Raw genomic sequence first — 20887 nt, 5'->3', positions numbered from 1 at the left:
TAATTTTAATAAAAGAAAATAAATATGCCTAATTATCGTTCATTTACTACGACTAAAGGTCGTAATATGGCTGGAGCTAGATCTCTTTGGCGCGCAACTGGAATGAGTGACAAAGATTTTAATAAACCTATTATTGCAATAGTAAATTCTTTTTCAGAATTTGTTCCAGGACATATACATCTACAAAATGTAGGTAAAATAATTTCTAATGAAATAAAAAAATATGGAGGAGTACCTAAAGAATTTAATACAATAGCTATTGATGATGGTATAGCAATGGGACATGATGGAATGTTATATTCATTACCTTCAAGAGAACTTATTGCAGATTCTATTGAATATGTTATAAATGCACATTGTGTTGATTCAATGATATGTATATCTAATTGCGATAAAATTACTCCTGGAATGTTAATGGCTAGTTTACGTTTAAATATACCTACTGTTTTTGTATCTGGTGGGCCGATGGAAACTGGTAAAATCAATACGAAGAAAAATAAAAAAATTACAAAAATCAACTTAGTTGATGCTATGATCCAATCAGCTAATCCAAAAAGATCTGATAATTACGTAAAAAAAATTGAGCTTAATTCATGTCCAACATGTGGATCTTGTTCTGGAATGTTTACTGCTAATTCTATGAATTGTATTACAGAAGTTTTAGGTTTATCATTACCAGGTAATGGATCATTATTATCTACACATGTTAATCGAAAACAATTATATATAGATTCTGCTCAAAAAATAGTAGAAATTACTAAACAATATTACGACAATAATAATATTAATTTTTTACCTAGAAATATTGCTAGTCAAAAATCATTTGAAAATGCGATGATGTTAGATATTGCTATGGGTGGATCTACAAATACAATCTTACATATGTTAGCATTATCACAAGAAACTAATATAGTATTTAATTTAAATACAATTAATTATTTATCTAAAAAAACTCCGTGGTTGTGTATGATATCTCCTAGTACTAATAAATTTTATATGGAAGATTTTCATAGAGCAGGAGGAGTAATAGGAATTTTAAATGAATTAAATAAAATAAATTTAATACATAAAAATACTATAAATATTTTAGGATATACAATAGAAGAAACTATATATAAATATAATATTTTAAATAAAAAAAATGTAAGTATAAAAAAATTTTATCAATCAGCTCCTGGAAACATAAAAACAATACATCCTTTTTCACAAAAAAATATTTATTCTACTTTAGATAAAGATAGAAAAAAAGGTTGCATTCGTTCATATCAATTTGCTTTTAGCAAAGATGGCGGTTTAGCTATTTTATATGGTAATCTTGCTAAAAATGGATGTGTTGTTAAAACAGCTAGTGTAGACAAAAAATTAATGGTTTTTAAAGGAAAAGCACGAGTATTTGATAGTCAAGAAGCAGCAGTATATGCCATTTTAAATAAACAAATTTTTCCTGGTAATATTATAGTAATAAGATATGAGGGACCTAAGGGAGGCCCAGGTATGCAAGAAATGTTATATCCTACATCATATTTAAAATCTATGAATTTAGATAAAAAATGTGCTTTAATTACAGATGGAAGATTTTCGGGAGGTACTTCTGGATTATCTATAGGACATATTTCTCCTGAAGCAGCTGATAAAGGATTAATAGCTTTAGTACATAATGATGACATTATTCAAATTAATATACCTAAAAGATCTATTAATTTAGATATTTCTGATTCTATTTTAAATAGAAGAATTCAACAAGAAGAAAAAAAAGGTTTATTATCATATAAACCTCTACATAAAAGATCTAGAAAAATTTCTTTTGCACTTAAAGTTTATGCTAGTTTTGTAACTAGTGCAGATAAAGGAGCAGTAAGAGATAAAAATAAATTAATAATATAAAATAAATATTTTAAAATAAAAAATATTAGATTTAATATAAATTATTATTTAAATCAAGAGTATTTATTAAATATCAATTATTTACATAAAATAAGGGTCATTAAAATGAAAAATTATTTCAATAATTTAAATTTTCGTAAAAAATTAAAAAATTTACAAAAATGTAGGTTAATGCAATTTAAAGAATTTAATAATAGTATTAATTTTTTAAAAAATAAAAATATTGTTATTATAGGTTGTGGATCTCAAGGTTTAAACCAAGGATTAAATATGAGAGATTCAGGATTAAATATTTCATATACTTTAAAAGAAAAATCTATAAAAAAAAAAAATCTATCTTGGCAAAGAGCATATAAAAATAACTTTACTGTTGGATCTTATGAAGAATTAATACCTAATGCTGATTTAATTATTAATTTAACTCCTGATAATAATCATCATAATGTTTTAAAAAATATAAAATCATTAATAAAAAAAGGAGCAACATTAGGTTATTCACATGGTTTTAATATTATAGAAGAAGGAGAAAATATATCTAAAGATATTACAGTTATTATGGTAGCTCCTAAATGTCCGGGAACAGAAGTAAGAGAAGAATTTAAAAGAGGTTTTGGAGTTCCATCTTTAATCGCTGTTCATCAAGAAGCTAATGATAACAATTATGGTTTTCAATTAGCTAAAGCTTGGGCTGCTGCAATTGGTAGCCATAAAGCTGGTGTATTAGAATCATCTTTTATTGCTGAAGTTAAATCAGATTTAATGGGTGAACAAACTGTATTATGCGGAATGTTACAAACAATATCAATTTTATTATTTGATAAATTATTAGAATTAAAACAAAATCCATTATACGCTGCACAATTAATACAATTCGGATGGGAATATATTACGGAGTCCTTAAAGCAAGGAGGTATTAGTTTAATGATGGATAGATTAAATAATTCTAGTAAAATACATGTTTATAAATTATCATCAATTTTAAAAAAAAAATTAAAACCTCTATTTCAATTACATATTGATAATATACTTTCAGGTAAATTTTCTCAAAATCTTATTCAAGATTGGAAAAATAATAATAATGACTTGATAAAATGGAGAAAAATATATAAAAATAATAAATTTGAAAAAATAAATAATTTACAAAATTTTAATATAAAAGAACAAGATTATTTTGATCAAGGAATTTTAATGATTGCTGCTATTAAAAGTAGTGTTGAATTATCATTCGAATTAATGACAGAATCTGGTATATCACCCGCTTCAGCATATTATGAATCATTACATGAATTACCTTTAATTGCGAATACTATTGCTAGAAAAAAATTATATGAAATGAATAAAGTTATATCAAATACGGCTGAATATGGTAATTATTTATTTACAAATAATGCTATTCCTTTATTAAAAGGATTTGTAAATAATCTTACAATAAAAGATTTAGGAATTTTTAAAATAAAAAATACATCGATAAAAAATAGTTATTTATATAAAATAAATTATGAAATCAGAAATCATCCTATTGAAAAAATAGGATATAATTTAAGAAATTATATGATTAATATGAAATCTTTAACTAAAATTAATAAATAAAAATAAATTGCTCTCTTTATAAGAGGAGAGTGATTAAAATTTAATAAAATATGAATTAAATTATTTTTTTAAATACACATCTTATATATTTTTTATTTTTAAATTTTATAGGGATATTTTATAAAATTTTTATAAATAAATAATTTTGATGTTTAACAATATATTTTTATATAAAAAATTATAAGTTATGGAGAATAATTTGAATAATAAAGCAATATTATTAATGGAAGATGGAACACAAATTTTTGGCAATTCTATAGGAGTAGATGGAATAGTTATAGGAGAAATAATATTTAATACTGCTATTACTGGTTATCAAGAAATAATTACTGATCCTTCTTATTATAAACAAATTATAATTTTGACATATCCACATATTGGTAATGTTGGGACCAATATAGATGATAATGAATCATCAAAAATTTATGCAAAAGGACTTATTATTAATAATTTATCTAAAATATCAAGTAATTATCGTAGTACAGAGAGATTAGATATTTTTCTTAAAAGAAAAAATATTGTTGCTATTGAAGGAATAGATACAAGATATTTAACAAGATTAATATGTAATAAAAAAATTAATAAAATTGCTTTAATTTCTACTAAAAAATATTTTAATTATGAAAATATTTTACAAAAAATATGTCGATTTAAAGGTTTACAAGGTTTAAATTTAATAAAAGATATTACTACAAAAGTAAATTATTCTTGGATATTAAGTAATAAAAATACAAAAAAAAATAAAAATTATATGTTTTCTAAACATGTAATAGTATTAGATTTTGGTGTAAAAAATAGTATTTTAAAAATGTTAGTTGATAGACAATGTAAAGTTACTGTTGTTTCAGCTTTTATAAGTTATAAAAATTTAATGGCATTAAATCCTGATGGTATTTTTTTATCTAATGGTCCAGGAGATCCTAATCCATGTAATTATATAATCAATATTGTAAAAAAAATATTAAAGATAAATATTCCTATTTTTGGAATTTGTTTTGGCCATCAAATTTTAGCTATTGCTAATGGAGCAAAAATAATTAAAATGGATGTCGGTCATCATGGAAGTAATCATCCTGTAAAAGATTTAGAAAATAATAAAGTATTAATTACTACTCAAAATCATAATTTTACCATTGATAAAAATAATTTTCCAAAAAAATTAAAAATTACACATAAATCTTTATTTGATAATTCTATAGAAGGAATTCATTGTATTGATAAACCTGCTTTTGGTTTTCAAGGACATCCCGAAGCTAGTCCAGGACCACATGATACATCTAAATTATTTGATTATTTTATAAAATTAATTCATATCTATTGTAGAAAAAAATATAAGAGATTTTAAAATGCCAAAACGTACTGATATAAAAAATATTATGCTTTTAGGAGCTGGACCTATTATTATTGGTCAGGCTTGTGAATTTGATTATTCTGGCACACAAGCATGTAAAGCTTTAAAAGAAGAAGGATATAATTTAATTCTAGTTAATTCTAATCCTGCTACTATAATGACAGATCCAAATATTGCTAATGTAACATATATCGAACCTATTAATTGGCATGTTATCACTAAAATTATAAAAAAAGAAAAACCTGATGCTATTTTAGCTACTATGGGAGGACAAACTGCTTTAAATTGTATTTTAGATTTACATAAAAATAATATATTAAAAAAATTTAATATAGAAGTTTTAGGAACATCTATAAATACTATTTATAACGCAGAAAATCGTTCTTACTTTGCAAAAATTATAAAAAAATTAGGATTTAATACTCCATATTCTTTTTCTATTCGTAATATGGATGAAGCAATAGATTGTATACAAAAAATTAAATTTCCATGTATTATTAGACCTTCATTTACTATGGGAGGTAGTGGAGGGGGAATAGCATATAATATTATGGAATTTAAAAAAATTTGTAATAATGGTTTAAGTTTATCATTTAATAATGAATTAATTATAGATGAATCTTTAATCGGATGGAAAGAATATGAAATGGAAGTTATAAAAGATAAAAACAATAATTCAATTATTATATGTTCTATCGAAAATATAGACCCAATGGGTATACATACAGGAGATTCAATTACAGTTGCTCCAGCACAAACTTTGTCTGATAAAGAATATCAAATAATGAGAAATGCTTCTATATCTATTATTAGAGCTGTTGGTCTTGAATCTGGAGGAGCAAATGTACAATTTGCAATTAATCCTAAAACTGGGGAATTAATAGTAATAGAAATGAATCCTCGTGTTTCACGTTCTTCTGCTTTAGCATCAAAAGCAACTGGTTTCCCAATAGCTAAAATATCAGCAAAACTTTCTATTGGTTATACATTAGATGAATTAACAAATGATATAACTAATAATTGTACTTCAGCTGCATTTGAACCATCTATTGATTATATAGTAACAAAAATACCTAAATTTAATTTTGAAAAATTTTATAATGTTAATGATAGATTAACAACAGAGATGAAATCAGTAGGTGAAGTTATGTCTATAGGTAGATCTTTCCAAGAATCTATTCATAAAGCATTATGTAGTTTGGAAAATGGTATTTATGGATTTGAACCAATTAAAATTGATAAAATCAATAGTAAAGATTATTATAATGTAATTATAAAAGAATTAAAAAAACCAGGGCCAGATAGAATTAGATTTATTGCAGATGCTATGAGAATAAATATGTCTATTGAAGAAATACATAATTATTCTAAAATAGATATGTGGTTTTTATCACAAATAGAAGATATAATCTTAACTGAACAAAAAATTAAAATGTTAGGTATTAAATATTTAAAAAATATAAAATATTTTTTTAAATTAAAAAAAAAAGGATTTTCTGATGTTAGATTAGCTAATATTTTAAATGTATCTGAAAAAAAAATAAGAAAATTAAGATATAAATATAATATACATCCAGTATATAAAAAAGTAGATACATGTTCTGCAGAGTTTAAAACTAATACTACTTATATGTATTCAACATATGGAACAGAATGCGAAGCTAATCCTAATAATAATAAAAAAAAAATTATTATTTTAGGTAGTGGTCCTAATAGGATAGGACAAGGAATAGAATTTGATTATTGTTGTGTACATGCATCTATGATTTTACGTAAAAATAATTTTGAAACAATAATGATTAATTGTAATCCAGAAACTGTTTCAACAGATTATGATATTTCAGATCGTTTATATTTTGAACCTATAACTTTAGAAAATATATTAGAAATTGTTCGAATAGAAAAACCATTAGGTGTTATTATCCAATATGGAGGACAAAATCCATTAAACTTAGCTAAAAAATTAGAACAAGAAAATGTAAATATTATAGGGACAAGTTCATCTGCAATAGATTTAGCTGAAGATAGAAAAAAATTTCAAAATATTGTTAATTGTTTAAAATTAAAACAATCACCTAGTTATATAGTAAAAGATTTAAATGAAGCTTTTAAAAAAGCTAATATTTTAGGTTATCCTTTAATAGTAAGACCTTCTTATGTTTTAGGAGGTAGATGTATGGAAATAGTATATAATGAAGATGATTTACAAAATTATTTTTTATTAAATATAAAATATAATATTTTTGTTTTATTAGAAAAATTTTTAGATAATGCAATAGAAGTAGATGTAGATGCAATTTGTGATGGAAAAGATGTTTTTATAGGTGGTATTATGGAACATATTGAACAAGTAGGAATTCATTCTGGTGATTCTGCTTGTTCTTTACCCACACGTAATTTAAAACCAGAGATTTTAAATGAAATTAAATTACAAACTAAAAAATTAGCAATTAAAATTAATATATGTGGACTTATAAATATACAATTTGCCATTAAAAATAATATAATTTATGTTATAGAAGTTAATCCTAGAGCATCTAGAACAATTCCATTTGTTTCAAAAGCAATTAATATACCTTTAGCAAAAATGGGTACATTAGTTATGATAGGTAAATCTTTATCAAGTTTAAATCTTAAAAAGGAAATTTATCCTTCATTTTTTTCTGTTAAAGAAGTAATTTTACCTTTTAATAGATTCGATAATATAGATCCTATTTTAGGCCCTGAAATGAGATCTACTGGAGAAGTTATGGGTATAGGTTATACTTTCGCAGAAGCATTTTATAAAGTAATATTAAGTACTACATTTTATATAAAACAAAAAGGAATTGTTTTAATATCAGTTAATGATAAAGACAAAAAATTAATTGTTGAATTAGTTAAAAAATTGATTTCTTATGGATTTATAATTGAAGCTACAGCTGGAACAGCTAAATTTTTAAAAAAATTTAAATTAATAGCTACAATAGTTCGTAAAACTACAGAAAAACAACCAAATGTACTTAATTTTATTAAAAATAAAAGATATACTTATATTATTAATACAGTAAAAAGAAAAAAATCGATTGATAATTCTAAATTAATTAGAATCTTAGCTTTACAAAATAATATTTATTATAATACAACTATTAATGGAGCTATAGCTACAATAATTTCAATGAAAAATGATTTCCAAATAAAAGTATCTTCTTTACAAGAATTATATAATTTAAAAATATAAATTTATATTAAAGTTTTTTATAAAATGAATCTTAAAGAAAATAATAATTTATTAAATTATGTTAATTTAAATAATTTACAAATTTTAACAGTAAAAGGTCCTGATAGTAAAATTTTTTTACAAAATCAATTAACAATTGATATAAATAAGTTAGATAATAAAATAAATTTTTTTAATACTTTTCATTGTAATTCGAAAGGTAAAATTTTAACGAATATGCATATATTTAAAATATGTGATGATGTTTATCAATATATAATTAGAAAAAATATATTAAAAGAATACTTAAAAAATATTAAAAAATATACTTTATTATATAATATAACAATTTTTTTAGATAAAAAAAAGAAAATTTTTGGAATTTTAAATGTTAAAACAAAACAAATTTTATTTAAAAATTTTAAAAAAAAAAGTTTCTTCTTTAAGAAAAGAACACTTTATTTTTTTAATGAAGATATTGTATTAAAGTTTAAATATTCTAAGAATTATTATTTTTTGATTTTATCTCAAAAAAATATTAATTTTATCATAAAAAAATTTTTTTTATCTAAAATTACTTTTTTACAAAATAATAGTTCTTGGGATAAATTTTATATGAAAATAGGTTATTATATTATTGATATGAATCGTCATTGTAATTTATTTTTACCACAACAATTTATTATTAACCAAATAAACACTATTGATTTTGATAAAGGATGTTATTTAGGGCAAGAAATTATTAGTAGTTTAAAATTTAAAAATAAAATAAATCAAACATTAATTTTATTAAAAGGTCAAACAAAAATAATACCATCATATGATGATTTATTAGAATTTAAAACTAATAAAAATGGAGAATGGAGGATTATAAGAAGTAGAATTATTTTAAAAATATTAGAAACTACATCAAATATATTTTGGATACAGGTTATATTAAAAAATAATTTTACCAAAGAATCTTTAATTAGATTTAAAAAAGATAAAAATAGTATTTTTTTAATTATTAAATTATTTTAAAAAATATTTTAGTAAATACTAACTTTGGTTATATATATGAATGAGGTTATATCATTTTAAATAAATAAAAAATATTTAAAAAGGTTATCAATAAAGTAAAAAATATAAATTTAAATTTTATTTCATAAAGAAAGGTTTATATAAAAAATGAAAAAAATAATTATTATTTTTACAATAATTATGATAAGTATTCATAATATTGCTAATGCTAAATCTAATTTTAAAGATTATTGGTATTTTGGTTCTACATTTGGATTATCACAATATAATAATATTAAATTGTTAGGGAAAGACATTGATGATAAAGAATATACTTTTTTTAATAAACTAGGAAATGGACTTTTTTTAGGATATCAAACAAATAATTTTCTGGGTTTAGAATTAGGATTAGAGTGGTTAGGAATTATTAAAAAAAATATTAATGATAATATTAAAAATTTTTTTGAAGTTAAAGGGATACAATTAACGACTAATATTAGATATCCTATATTTAAAAATTTATATTTATATACCCGTTTAGGGGGGTTTTTTGCTAAATCTTATTATAATCGATTTAGTAATAATTATAAATATTATAATTTAGATAATTTATATTATAATGTCTCTCCATTATTTTCTTTTGGAGGGGAATATCAAATTAAAGATAATTTATCATCTAGAATCGAATATCGAGTTATAAAAAATATTGGGAGTAAAAATGATGATAATTTAGGCCAAAAAACAAATAATTTTATGTTTAGTATTAGTATAATATATAAATTTTTTGATAAACATCATTTACCTACAATAAAAAATTTAATTAATAAATCAAAAAATTATTATAGTAACTATAGTCATAATAATTTTATGTCTAAAAAAAAGTTTTTTTTAAAATTTAGAAGTATTTTCTTAAATAAAAAAGATAAAAGTATTTTAAATAAGTTATTTAAACTAAAATTGAAAAATTTATTAAGTAATTTTAGTAATAAAATACTAATTTTACGTTATGTAGATTATTACGAAAAAAATATTAAAAATAATTTTTTAGTTCAAAAAGAAGCAAAATTAGTTGTTAAATATTTACTATTTATAAATAATTATTTAACGAAAAAAAATATTTTTGTTAAAAGATTAGAAAAAAAATTATTTTTTAACAAAAAGTATAGAAAAATTAATAATTACAAAATTCTTAAAAAATATTTAATAAAAAATCGTTATGTTAAAATTAAAATTTTAAGATTTATTAAATCTATTAAAAAATATTTTTTTACAAAAAAAAATTTAGTAAATTATAAAAATAATTATAATAGTTATGATTATTTTAATAAATTATATATTTATCAAAGTATTCTTTTTATGTATAAAAATTTTATTATTAAAAATAATTATTCTTAATGTTTTATTAAGATAATAATTATATTATTTATTGATAAACTGAAAAAAAATGCAGAAAGAAAATTCTTTCTGCATTTTTTTTCAGTTTATCAATTTTTTATTTTATAAATATAATAATATTTGCCCGAAGGCGGAATTGAACCACCGACACGGGGATTTTCAGTCCACTGCTCTACCGACTGAGCTATTCGGGCAAAATAATAGTTATATTATGACAATAATAATAATTAAACGTCAATGTTTTTATTATAATTTTATTATATTTTTATTTTTAAAAATGTATCAGAACATAAATAAAATAAAAATTTTTAAAATAATACTTGAAACATAGATTATATGTCCTTATCTTTTAGTGCACATTCTTTAAATATATTAGAATATTAATTATATACAATTAAACTTCTTGAAGGAGATACATTAAATGAACATTCGTCCGTTACATGATCGAGTTATTGTAAAAAGAAAAGAAGTTGAATGTAAATCTACAGGTGGAATTGTGTTAACTGGTTCTGCTGCAGGTAAATCTACTCGTGGAGAAGTATTAGCTGTAGGTAAAGGACGTATATTAGATAATGGTGTAGTTAAACCATTAGATGTTAAAAAAGGTGATATAATCATATTTAATGATAGTTATGGTGTTAAAACAGAAAAAATTGATGATGAAGAAATTCTTATAATGTCTGAAAGTGATATTTTAGCTATTGTTAAATAGAATTATATTTAGAAGTAAAAAAATTTTTTAAGAACATGATTTTAATATAAATTAATTTAAGGAATATTTAAAATGGCAGCGAAAGATGTAAAATTTGGTAATGACGCACGTGTAAAAATGTTACGAGGTGTAAATGTACTTGCAGATGCGGTAAAAATTACTCTTGGACCAAAAGGTAGAAATGTTGTTTTAGATAAATCATTTGGAGCACCTGCAATAACTAAAGATGGAGTAACAGTAGCTAGAGAAATAGAATTAGAAGATAAGTTTGAAAATATGGGAGCACAAATGGTAAAAGAAGTTGCTTCTAAAGCTAATGATGTAGCAGGTGATGGTACAACAACAGCTAGTGTTTTAGCACAATCAATAGTAAGTGAGGGTTTAAAGGCTGTTGCTGCTGGTATGAATCCAATGGATTTAAAAAGAGGTATAGATAAAGCAGTTATAGCGGCTGTAGAAGAGTTAAAAACTATTTCTGTACCATGTTCTGATTCAAAATCTATAGCTCAAGTAGGTACTATTTCTGCTAATGCAGATGAAACTGTTGGTAATTTAATTGCTCAAGCAATGGAACGAGTAGGTAAAGAAGGTGTTATTACTGTTGAAGAAGGAACAGGTTTACAAGATGAATTAGATGTTGTCGAAGGTATGCAATTTGACAGAGGTTATTTATCTCCTTATTTTATTAATAAGTCAGAATCTGGGACTGTAGAACTTGATAATCCTTATATACTTTTAGTAGATAAAAAACTTTCGAATATTCGAGAAATATTACCTATTCTTGAAATGGTTGCAAAAGCAAGTAAGTCATTATTAATTATAGCAGAAGATGTAGATGGCGAAGCATTAGCAACATTAGTTGTTAATACTATGCGTGGTGTTGTAAAAGTTGCAGCAGTTAAAGCACCAGGTTTTGGTGATCGTCGTAAAGCTATGTTGCAAGATATTGCAGTTCTTACTGGTGGTAATGTTATTTCAGAAGAAATTGGTTTAGAATTAGAAAAAACAACATTAGAAGATTTAGGACAAGCAAAACGTATTGTTATAAATAAAGATACAACAACCATCATAGATGGTCTTGGCAAAGAAAATGATATTTCAGGTCGTGTGCATCAAATTAGACAACAAATAGATGAAGCATCTTCTGATTATGATCGTGAAAAACTTCAAGAAAGAGTAGCTAAATTAGCAGGAGGTGTAGCTGTACTAAAAGTAGGTGCTGCTACTGAAGTAGAAATGAAAGAAAAAAAAGCTCGAGTAGAAGATGCTTTACATGCTACTAGAGCAGCTGTAGAAGAAGGTGTTGTAGCTGGAGGAGGAGTAGCATTAGTACGTGTAGCAGCTAAATTAATGAATTTAACAGGACAAAATGAAGATCAAAATATGGGTATAAAAGTAGCTTTAAGAGCTATGGAAGCTCCTTTACGTCAAATAGTTTTTAATTCAGGAGAAGAACCTTCTGTAGTAGCAAATAATGTTAAGGATGGGCATGGTAATTATGGATATAATGCGGCTAATGAAGAATATGGAGATATGATTAAATTTGGTATTTTAGACCCTACTAAAGTTACACGTTCAGCTTTACAATATTCTGCATCTGTTGCAGGACTTATGATTACTACAGAATGTATGGTAACAGATTTACCAAAAGATGATAAATCAGATATATCTAGTACACCGCCAGGTAGTGGTATGGGTGGTGGAATGGGTGGTATGATGTAAGTTTTATAATAAAGATTTTTATTTATTTAAATAAAATATTTTTTAATTTAAATTATTTATTAAGCTGTGCATTAATAGGCACAGCTTTTTTTATAAAAATTTATTATATAATAAATTTTTTATATTTTTTCCCATAAATTTCTTTAGTTAATTTAGGAATTAAAAATCCTGATAAAGATAATGATATTTTTTGTATAATTTTTTTAGCTTTTTTTTCAGAAACATTAAAATGTTTGCTGCCTTCTACTTTATCTAATAAATGAATATAGTATGGTAATATTCCAATATTAAATAAACTATTACTTAATTTAATTAAAATATTATCATTATTATTAATATTTTTTAATAAAACACTTTGATTTAACATAGTAATCCCTACTTTTTTTAAAAGTAAAATTTTATTAAATAATTCTTCACTAATTTCATTAGGATGATTAATATGAGTAACTATTACAATATTAAATTTACATTTATTAAAAATTTTTATTAAATTTGATGTAATTCTTTCAGGAATAATACATATTATTCTTGTATGTATTCTTAATACTTTAATATGGGAAATGTTTTTTATATCATTAATAAAAAAATTCAATCTATAATCATTTAATATTAAAGGGTCTCCTCCGGAAAAAATAATTTCATTAATTTGTTTATTTTTTTGTATATAATTTATTATTTGAAACCAATCACATAATTTAATGGAATTTATTTGTTTAGTGTTTTTACGGAAACAATATCTACAATGTACTGCACACATTCCTGTAATTAAAATTAATATTCTATTTTTATATTTATGTATTATTCCAGGTTTAATAAATTGTTCATTTAATGGATTATTATTATATTTTTTATTTGTAATTAATTCTTTTTTATGTAAAATAAACTGTAATAATATTGGATCTCGATGATTATTCTTTTCTATTTTTTTTATAAAAATAACAGGTATTTTAACATTAAATTTTATATTTTTATTTTTATATAAAAATTGATAACTATTTTGTTTTTTTATATTTGTAATTTTGATTAAATCAGTATTATTATTAATACTATTTGATAATTGTTGTAACCATAATTCTTTCATAAAAATATTTTATTTAAATAAATATATTATATTATAAATTAATAATTTTTTAAAAAAAGAAAAAAAATGATTAATTATTCTAGTAATAATTTTAAAATTGGAATGAAATTTATATTTTTAAATCAACCTTATATTATAGAAAATAGTGAATTTGTAAAACCAGGCAAAGGACAAGCTTTTGTTAGAATAAAAATGCGTAATTTAATTACAGAAAAATTAATTGATAAAACTTTTAAATCAACTTATAATTTAAATACCGCTGATATTTTAGAAAAAAAATTAAAATATTTATACAATGAAAAAAATGATTTTTATTATTTTATGTATGAAAATAATTTTGAACAGATTATGATTAATAATCAAGTTATTAAAGATAAAAAAAAATGGTTAATTCCTGAATATAATTACATAATAACTTTTTGGAATCAATTACCTATATTTTTAACATTACCTAATTTTATTAAATTAAAAGTAACTAATACAGATTTTGTATTAAAAAGTAGTACAATAAATAATAATAAACAAGCAATTATGAGTAATGGAGAATTGATTAGAGTACCATCTTTTATTAAGATTGGTGATTTAATTAAAATTGATATAAGAAAAAAAAAATATATTTCTCGTTATAAATTATAAATTATAAATATAAAAAAATGAAAAATTTTAATTGGCTAACTAGTATTAAGATACATAATCTAATTAAACGTTCTTTTATAATAAAAAAAATAAGAAATTTTTTTGATAAAAAAAAATTTCTTGAAGTAGACACACCAATATTAACACAATTTGAAAATACTAGTCCTTATTTGAAACAATTTAATACAAATTTTTTCAATTATAAAAAAAAAAAAAAATTATTTTTAATTACTAGTCCTGAATATCATATGAAAAGAATTCTTGCATCGAAGATAAATAGATCTATTTATCAAATATGTCATAGTTTCCGTAATGAAGAACTAGGAAAATATCATAGTCCAGAATTTACTATGTTAGAATGGTATCATATCAATTATGATTTAACTCAATTAATGTTAGAAGTAAATAAGTTTTTTATAGAATTTGGATTTAATGCACTTGAAAAATATTCATATAAAAAAATTTTTTTAAAATATTTGGATATAAATCCATTTAAAGTTAAACAAAAAAAATTATTATCTTTAATAAAAGATATTGGTTTAGTAAAAAATAATAATGAAAAATTTACTCAAAATATAGTTAATAACTATGTACAAATATTATTTGATTTGTATATTGTTCCTAAATTAGGTTATAAAAATCCTATTATAATATATCACTTTCCAGCATCACAAAAAACTACAGAAACTATAAATAAAAAAAAATATTTGGCAAATAGATTTGAAGTTTTTTTTAAAGGAGTAGAATTAGGAAATGGTTTCCATGAATTAAATAATGCTTTAGAACAAAAGAAAAGATTTGTTAAAGATAATAATAAAAGAAAATTAATGGGTTTATCTTCTAAAAAAATAGATTTTCTTTTTTTAAAAGCGATAAAACATGGGAATATACCTAATTGTTCAGGTATGGCTCTAGGTTTAGATAGATTTATTATGTTTTTATTAAAACAAAAAACTATTCATAAATCTGTAAGTTTTTCAATCATGAAATCTTAATTAAAAAAATTATTTATTATTTAAAATGATGCTAATAATTCTCCAATTTTTATTTTTAATCCTTTTTTTAGAATAGGATTAAATTTAATTGTTTTAGGTGGGAATAATGTAATAACAGTTGATCCTATATTAAAATAACCTATTTCTTCACCTTTTTTTAGAAAAATAAAATCTTTTTTATTAAAATTATTAATATATGGCCAGTTCCAAGTCAAAATTTTATTTGCTCTAGGAGGTATTATTAAACCAGACCAAGAAGTATGAATACTTCCAACTATTTGAGCACCAATTAAAATTTTAATCATCAAACCAAATTTTGTTTTAAATAAAAAAACTATTCTTTCATTTAAAATAAATAAATTACATAAATTATTTGTAATAATATTATTAACGGGAAATAATTTTCCAGGAATATATATCATTTTTAATAAAAAACCATTATAAGACATATGTACTCTATGATAATTTTTAGGAGATAAATATACATTAATAAAATTTCCATTACTAAAAATTTTATTTATATATTTATTATTTCCTATAAGATTATATAAAGAATATTTACAACCTTTAAATTGAAAAAGTTTATTTTTTTTTATACAACCAATTTCATTAATTATACCATCTGAATTATGAATAATATGATTTTTATTATTATCAATAGGTCTATTAAACATATCTAGTTTTCTGATAAAAAATGCATTAAAAGTTTTGTAATAAAAAATATTAGGATATTTTGTTTCTTTCATATTTATTTTATAAATTTTAATAAATAAAAATATAAAAAAAGTAGTTATAAAATTTAATTTTTTTTTAGATAAATATCCAAAAATATTTGTAATAAATAATTTTGGTAAATAACGTTGTATATATAAATATATTTTTTTTTTCATTTTATGAAGAAATATTTTATGTAATATTTTAATATAAAAAATTTTATCTTTTAAGTATATAAAATTTTAATTTTTAATCAAAAATTGATATAAGGATATTATTTATGAAAATAAATACTAATTTAGTATGGTTAGATTTAGAAATGACAGGTCTTAATCCTAATAAAGATCATATAATTGAAATTGCTATTATTATTACTAATAATAATCTAAAAATTATAAATAAAGGTTTAACTATCCCAGTATATCAACCAGATAATATTTTAAATTTGATGAATATTTGGAATAAAAATATACATACTAAAAATGGATTAATTAAAAAAGTTAAAAATAGTAAATTTAATTTAAAAAAAACAGAAAAATATATATTAAATTTTTTAAAATCATGGATTAAACCTAATACCTCTCCTTTATGTGGGAATAGTATATATAAAGATAGAATTTTTTTATTTAATTATATGCCAAATTTAGAAAAATATTTTCATTATCGAAATATCGATGTAAGTTCAATAAAAGAACTTACAAAAATTTGGTATCCTAATATTTATAATAAATTTCCAAAAAAAAATACATTTCATAATGCTTTTAATGATATTTATCAATCCATAAAGGAATTAAAATTCTATAAAAAATATATATTTAAAACAAATAATATTAAAAATATATTGACAAATAAAATATAAATTTAATATGATAAATTGTATTTTATTACATACATTATTAAATTTTAGCGGGAATAGCTCAGTTGGTAGAGTACAACCTTGCCATGGTTGGGGTCGCGAGTTCGAATCTCGTTTCCCGCTTAATAATATATAAATTATTTTATGAAAATTTATTAAAAAATTTTTTAAAAAATACATGTCTATTAAAATTCTACCTAAAAATGTAATAAAAAAAATAGCTGCAGGTGAAGTAATAGACAGACCAGCAACTATAGTTAAAGAATTAATTGAAAATAGTATTGATGCAAAAGCATCACAAATAAATTTACATATAGAAAAAGGAGGAAAATATATTAATTTAAATGATAATGGTATAGGTATGAATAAAAAAGATTTAATTTTATGTATAAAAAAATATGCTACAAGTAAAATAAATAATTTAAATAGTTTTAATTTTTTAAATAGTTTTGGTTTTAGAGGAGAAGCTTTAACTAGTATAAAATCTGTATCTAGAATGACTATCATATCTAAAACATTAAAACAATCATTTGCATGGCAATTATATACAGAAGGATTTAATGAACAAATACTTTCTTTAAATCCTATTTCTCATCCTACTGGGACAACTATTATTATATCTGATATTTTTTATAATTTACCTGCTAGAAGATTGTGTCTATTAGATGATAAAGTAGAATTTATCTATATTAAAAATATTATTAAAAAAATTATTTTAATGAAATTAGGTATAGGTATTAAGTTTAAATATCAAAATAAAGTTATTTATAATTTTAAAAAAGTTACAGATAATATTTCTTATATAAATAGAATAAAAGTTATTTTCGGTAATAATTTTTTAAAAAATTCATTAGAAATTAATGCAATTTATAAAAAATTAAAATTATATGGAAGAATAATGATTTTTGATAAAAAAAAAATACCAAATAATTTGTTTAAATATTTTTATGTAAATAACCGTATTATAAATAATAATTTTTTATATCGTACAATTAAAGAAACGATTCAAAATAAATTTAATCAAAGTTATATTTTTTCTTTTTTATTATATCTAGAAATAGAATCTAATAAAATCGACATAAATATACATCCTAAAAAAAATGATATTCGTTTTTATAATACGCAATTAATATATAATTTTATACATAAAAATATTTCGAAAATTTTATATAAAAATAATTTTCAAATAAAAAACCAAAATAAAGAAATTTATATTTTAAAAAAAAAAAATAAAATAAATTTAAAATATTATAAGTATTCTGCTAATGTAGAAAATATTTTAATGAATAATAAAATAAAACAAAAAATAGTCTATTTAGATAATAGACCAAATTTTTATTTTAAAAATTTTGGTAAATTTCTTACTATAATAAAAAATAATTATATTATCATAAAAAAAAATAATTTTTTGTATTTTATTATAATTAAAACATTGTTTTATTTTTTTTTAAAAAAAAAATTTCAATTAATTTTACAAAATAAAGATATTATTAATAATTTTAAAATAAATATTAAAATAAATATAACAGAAAAAGAATATATTGTTTTATATAAAACAAAACAAATTTTATTGAAATTAGGTTTTTATTTTTCATTAAATAATAAAAATGTATTACATATTATGTATGTACCTATATTTTTGTCATATTTTAATATAACAAAAATATTTCTTAATTTAATAAGAAAAATTATACACATAAAAATAATATCCTTAAAAAGGATTATAAAATTATTAATTAATTGTATTAATGACTCGTATATTACATGGGATAATTATAAAATTATAGATTTATTAATGGAATTAGAATTATTAAATTTAAATAATAATCTTATAATAAAAGAATTATTTTGTTTAATAGAAATATAATTTATAATATGAATATTAAAATTAATAAATTACCATTAGCAATTTTTTTAATGGGTACAACAGCATCTAAAAAAACTTATTTAGCTACTCGTTTAGCTAAAATATTACCTATAGAATTAATTAGTGTTGACTCTTCTTTAATTTATAAAAAATTAAATATAGGAACGGATAAACCTAAAAAAAATGATTTTTTTTATACAAAACATTGGCTAATTGATATTAAAGAACCTTATCAAAAATATTCAGTTATGGAATTTTATAATGATGTTTTAAATATTATGGATAATATTACTAAAAGAGGGAAAATACCTTTATTAGTTGGTGGTAGTATGTTTTATTATAAAATATTAATTAATACAATATCTCCTTTATTACCACCATCAAATATTGATATACGTAATATGATTAAAAATCAAATAAAAAATAAATTATTTATATCATATCACGATATGTTAAAAAAAATAGATATTATGTCTGCAAATAAAATTCACTTAAACGACACGCAAAGAATTATCAGAGCTTTAGAAATTTTTTTTTTAACAGGTAAAACTTTAAGTAAATTAAAAGAAACTTCTAGAAATAAAATTCCTTATCAAATATATCAATTTGGTTTAACTTATTATAATCGTCAAATTTTATATCAAAAAATAGAAACTAGAATATTAAAAATGTTAGAACTAGGTTTTGAAAAAGAAGTAAGTGATCTTATAAAATTAAAATTTTTAAAAATAAATTTTCCTGCTATTCGTTGTATCGGGTATAAACAAATGTTTCTTTATATTTTAAATAAAATTACTTATAAAGAAATGATACAACAAACTATCATTTCAACACGTCATTTAGCAAAAAAACAATTAACTTGGTTACGTCATTGGGAAAATATTCATTGGTTTGATAGTAATGATATTTATAAAGCATATGATTTTATCATAAAATTTATTTTTAAAAAAATAAAATAATTTTTTAATTTAAAAAAAAAATATGTTTTATTATATATATAATTATTAATCAATATTTTATAAAATATAAAATGAAAAATATTATTTTTGGTATACATCCTATTATCAATATGTTAAAAAAAAATCCTCTTTCTTTTAAAGAAATATTTATTTTAAATAGTAAAAAAAAATCTAACAATATTAAAGAATTATTTTTTTATATAAAAAAATATAATATAAATATATATAAAGTAAATAAAAAATGGTTAGATAGCAAAACTAATAATAGCATACATCAAGGATGTATGGGTGTTTTAAATAAATTAATATTTTTTAAAGAAAATGATATAATCAATATTATTAATTTTTCTAAAAAAATATTAATTTTAGTATTAGATCGTATAACAGATCCTCATAATTTAGGAGCGTGTATTAGAAGTGCTGTTGCTTTTAATGTAAATATGATTATTTTACCTAAAAAATTTTCTGCCAAAATAAATGCTACAGTAAAAAAAGTGTCTTGTGGAACATCAGATGATATACCTATTATTTTTGTTAAAAATTTAGTTAATATTATTCAATTTTTGAAATCTCTTAATATTTTTATTATTGGTACTGATAATAATGTAATTAATAATACAATTTATAATTACAAACTAAAATATCCAATATGTTTAGTTATGGGTTCAGAAAATAAAGGAATAAAATCTATTATTAAAAATAATTGTGATATATTACTTTCTATTCCCATGTTTAATAATGTAAATTCTTTAAATGTTTCTGTTGCTACTAGTATTTTTCTTTTTGAAATAAATAGACAAAATTATATTGTTTAATATTACAAATTAATTAATAATATTTATTATTTAAAAATAAAATGTAATGTTTTTTTTTATAAAATTATTATATATTTAATGAATATTTTAAATTTTATTTTTATATAAACTG

At 20.6% G+C, this 20887-nt stretch carries 16 protein-coding genes and 2 tRNA genes; 15 read left to right on the top strand and 3 right to left on the bottom strand.

Annotated features, from left to right (window positions below):
- The first annotated feature begins 24 nt into the window (after window positions 1–24).
- From ilvD to GJT97_RS00880, 6 genes are all read left to right on the top strand, one after another.
- Window positions 25–1884 carry a dihydroxy-acid dehydratase gene (ilvD, locus tag GJT97_RS00905; RefSeq protein WP_169767625.1) on the top strand — a complete coding sequence of 620 codons (1860 nt, stop codon included), beginning with the start codon at window positions 25–27 and terminating at the stop codon, window positions 1882–1884.
- Window positions 1885–1989: 105 nt separating this feature from the next.
- The gene (gene ilvC, locus GJT97_RS00900) at window positions 1990–3474 is read left to right on the top strand and encodes a ketol-acid reductoisomerase (protein ID WP_169767624.1); all 1485 of its coding nucleotides are present in this window, start codon (window positions 1990–1992) and stop codon (window positions 3472–3474) included.
- Between the two features lie 187 nt (window positions 3475–3661).
- Complete coding sequence (gene carA, locus GJT97_RS00895; RefSeq protein WP_169767623.1) at window positions 3662–4819, top strand: glutamine-hydrolyzing carbamoyl-phosphate synthase small subunit; 1158 nt, start codon at window positions 3662–3664, stop codon at window positions 4817–4819.
- A gap of 1 nt (window position 4820) precedes the next feature.
- Window positions 4821–8045, top strand: a complete 3225-nt coding sequence (carB, locus tag GJT97_RS00890) for a carbamoyl-phosphate synthase large subunit (RefSeq protein WP_169767622.1) — start codon at window positions 4821–4823, stop codon at window positions 8043–8045.
- 24 nt (window positions 8046–8069) lie between these two features.
- Complete coding sequence (ygfZ, locus tag GJT97_RS00885) at window positions 8070–9044, top strand: CAF17-like 4Fe-4S cluster assembly/insertion protein YgfZ (protein WP_169767621.1); 975 nt, start codon at window positions 8070–8072, stop codon at window positions 9042–9044.
- A gap of 147 nt (window positions 9045–9191) precedes the next feature.
- Complete coding sequence (locus tag GJT97_RS00880; protein ID WP_169767620.1) at window positions 9192–10418, top strand: outer membrane beta-barrel protein; 1227 nt, start codon at window positions 9192–9194, stop codon at window positions 10416–10418.
- Window positions 10419–10539: 121 nt separating this feature from the next.
- Here the strand turns inward: GJT97_RS00880 and GJT97_RS00875 are convergent.
- A tRNA-Phe gene (locus GJT97_RS00875) sits at window positions 10540–10612 on the bottom strand.
- Between the two features lie 227 nt (window positions 10613–10839).
- On the opposite strand from GJT97_RS00875, the gene GJT97_RS00870 reads away from it, so the two are divergent.
- Window positions 10840–11130, top strand: a complete 291-nt coding sequence (locus GJT97_RS00870; protein ID WP_169767619.1) for a co-chaperone GroES — start codon at window positions 10840–10842, stop codon at window positions 11128–11130.
- Window positions 11131–11202: 72 nt separating this feature from the next.
- Window positions 11203–12852 carry a chaperonin GroEL gene (gene groL, locus GJT97_RS00865; protein ID WP_169767618.1) on the top strand — a complete coding sequence of 550 codons (1650 nt, stop codon included), beginning with the start codon at window positions 11203–11205 and terminating at the stop codon, window positions 12850–12852.
- A 103-nt stretch (window positions 12853–12955) separates the two neighbouring features.
- On the opposite strand, the gene GJT97_RS00860 is transcribed toward groL, so the two are convergent.
- Window positions 12956–13933, bottom strand: coding sequence for a KamA family radical SAM protein (locus GJT97_RS00860; protein ID WP_169767617.1), 978 nt, complete (start codon window positions 13931–13933; stop codon window positions 12956–12958).
- A gap of 66 nt (window positions 13934–13999) precedes the next feature.
- On the opposite strand from GJT97_RS00860, the gene efp reads away from it, so the two are divergent.
- Window positions 14000–14569, top strand: a complete 570-nt coding sequence (gene efp / locus GJT97_RS00855) for an elongation factor P (protein WP_169767616.1) — start codon at window positions 14000–14002, stop codon at window positions 14567–14569.
- A gap of 17 nt (window positions 14570–14586) precedes the next feature.
- Entirely contained in the window at window positions 14587–15564 is a 978-nt protein-coding gene (gene epmA, locus GJT97_RS00850) for an elongation factor P--(R)-beta-lysine ligase (protein WP_169767615.1), read from the top strand.
- Between the two features lie 20 nt (window positions 15565–15584).
- On the opposite strand, the gene asd is transcribed toward epmA, so the two are convergent.
- Window positions 15585–16454 (bottom strand): archaetidylserine decarboxylase, encoded by an 870-nt coding sequence (asd, locus tag GJT97_RS00845; RefSeq protein WP_169767614.1) that lies wholly within the window; start codon window positions 16452–16454, stop codon window positions 15585–15587.
- A 104-nt stretch (window positions 16455–16558) separates the two neighbouring features.
- Here asd and orn point away from each other — a divergent pair, with 104 nt between their 5' ends.
- The 5 genes from orn (at window position 16559) to rlmB (ending at window position 20775) form a co-directional block, all read left to right on the top strand.
- Window positions 16559–17137 carry an oligoribonuclease gene (gene orn, locus GJT97_RS00840; RefSeq protein ID WP_169767613.1) on the top strand — a complete coding sequence of 193 codons (579 nt, stop codon included), beginning with the start codon at window positions 16559–16561 and terminating at the stop codon, window positions 17135–17137.
- A gap of 47 nt (window positions 17138–17184) precedes the next feature.
- Window positions 17185–17257, top strand: a tRNA-Gly gene (locus GJT97_RS00835).
- A 55-nt stretch (window positions 17258–17312) separates the two neighbouring features.
- Window positions 17313–19001 carry a DNA mismatch repair endonuclease MutL gene (mutL, locus tag GJT97_RS00830; RefSeq protein WP_169767612.1) on the top strand — a complete coding sequence of 563 codons (1689 nt, stop codon included), beginning with the start codon at window positions 17313–17315 and terminating at the stop codon, window positions 18999–19001.
- Between the two features lie 8 nt (window positions 19002–19009).
- Window positions 19010–19960: a tRNA (adenosine(37)-N6)-dimethylallyltransferase MiaA gene (miaA, locus tag GJT97_RS00825; protein WP_169767611.1), complete on the top strand. Its 951-nt coding sequence runs from the start codon at window positions 19010–19012 to the stop codon at window positions 19958–19960.
- A gap of 71 nt (window positions 19961–20031) precedes the next feature.
- Complete coding sequence (rlmB, locus tag GJT97_RS00820; protein ID WP_169767610.1) at window positions 20032–20775, top strand: 23S rRNA (guanosine(2251)-2'-O)-methyltransferase RlmB; 744 nt, start codon at window positions 20032–20034, stop codon at window positions 20773–20775.
- Window positions 20776–20887 lie beyond the last annotated feature (112 nt).

It is taken from the genome of Enterobacteriaceae endosymbiont of Donacia proxima (assembly GCF_012569285.1).
Taxonomy (GTDB): domain Bacteria; phylum Pseudomonadota; class Gammaproteobacteria; order Enterobacterales; family Enterobacteriaceae.
Note: the sequence above shows the minus strand (reverse complement) of the source record. Positions and strands in the feature narration are given on the sequence as shown.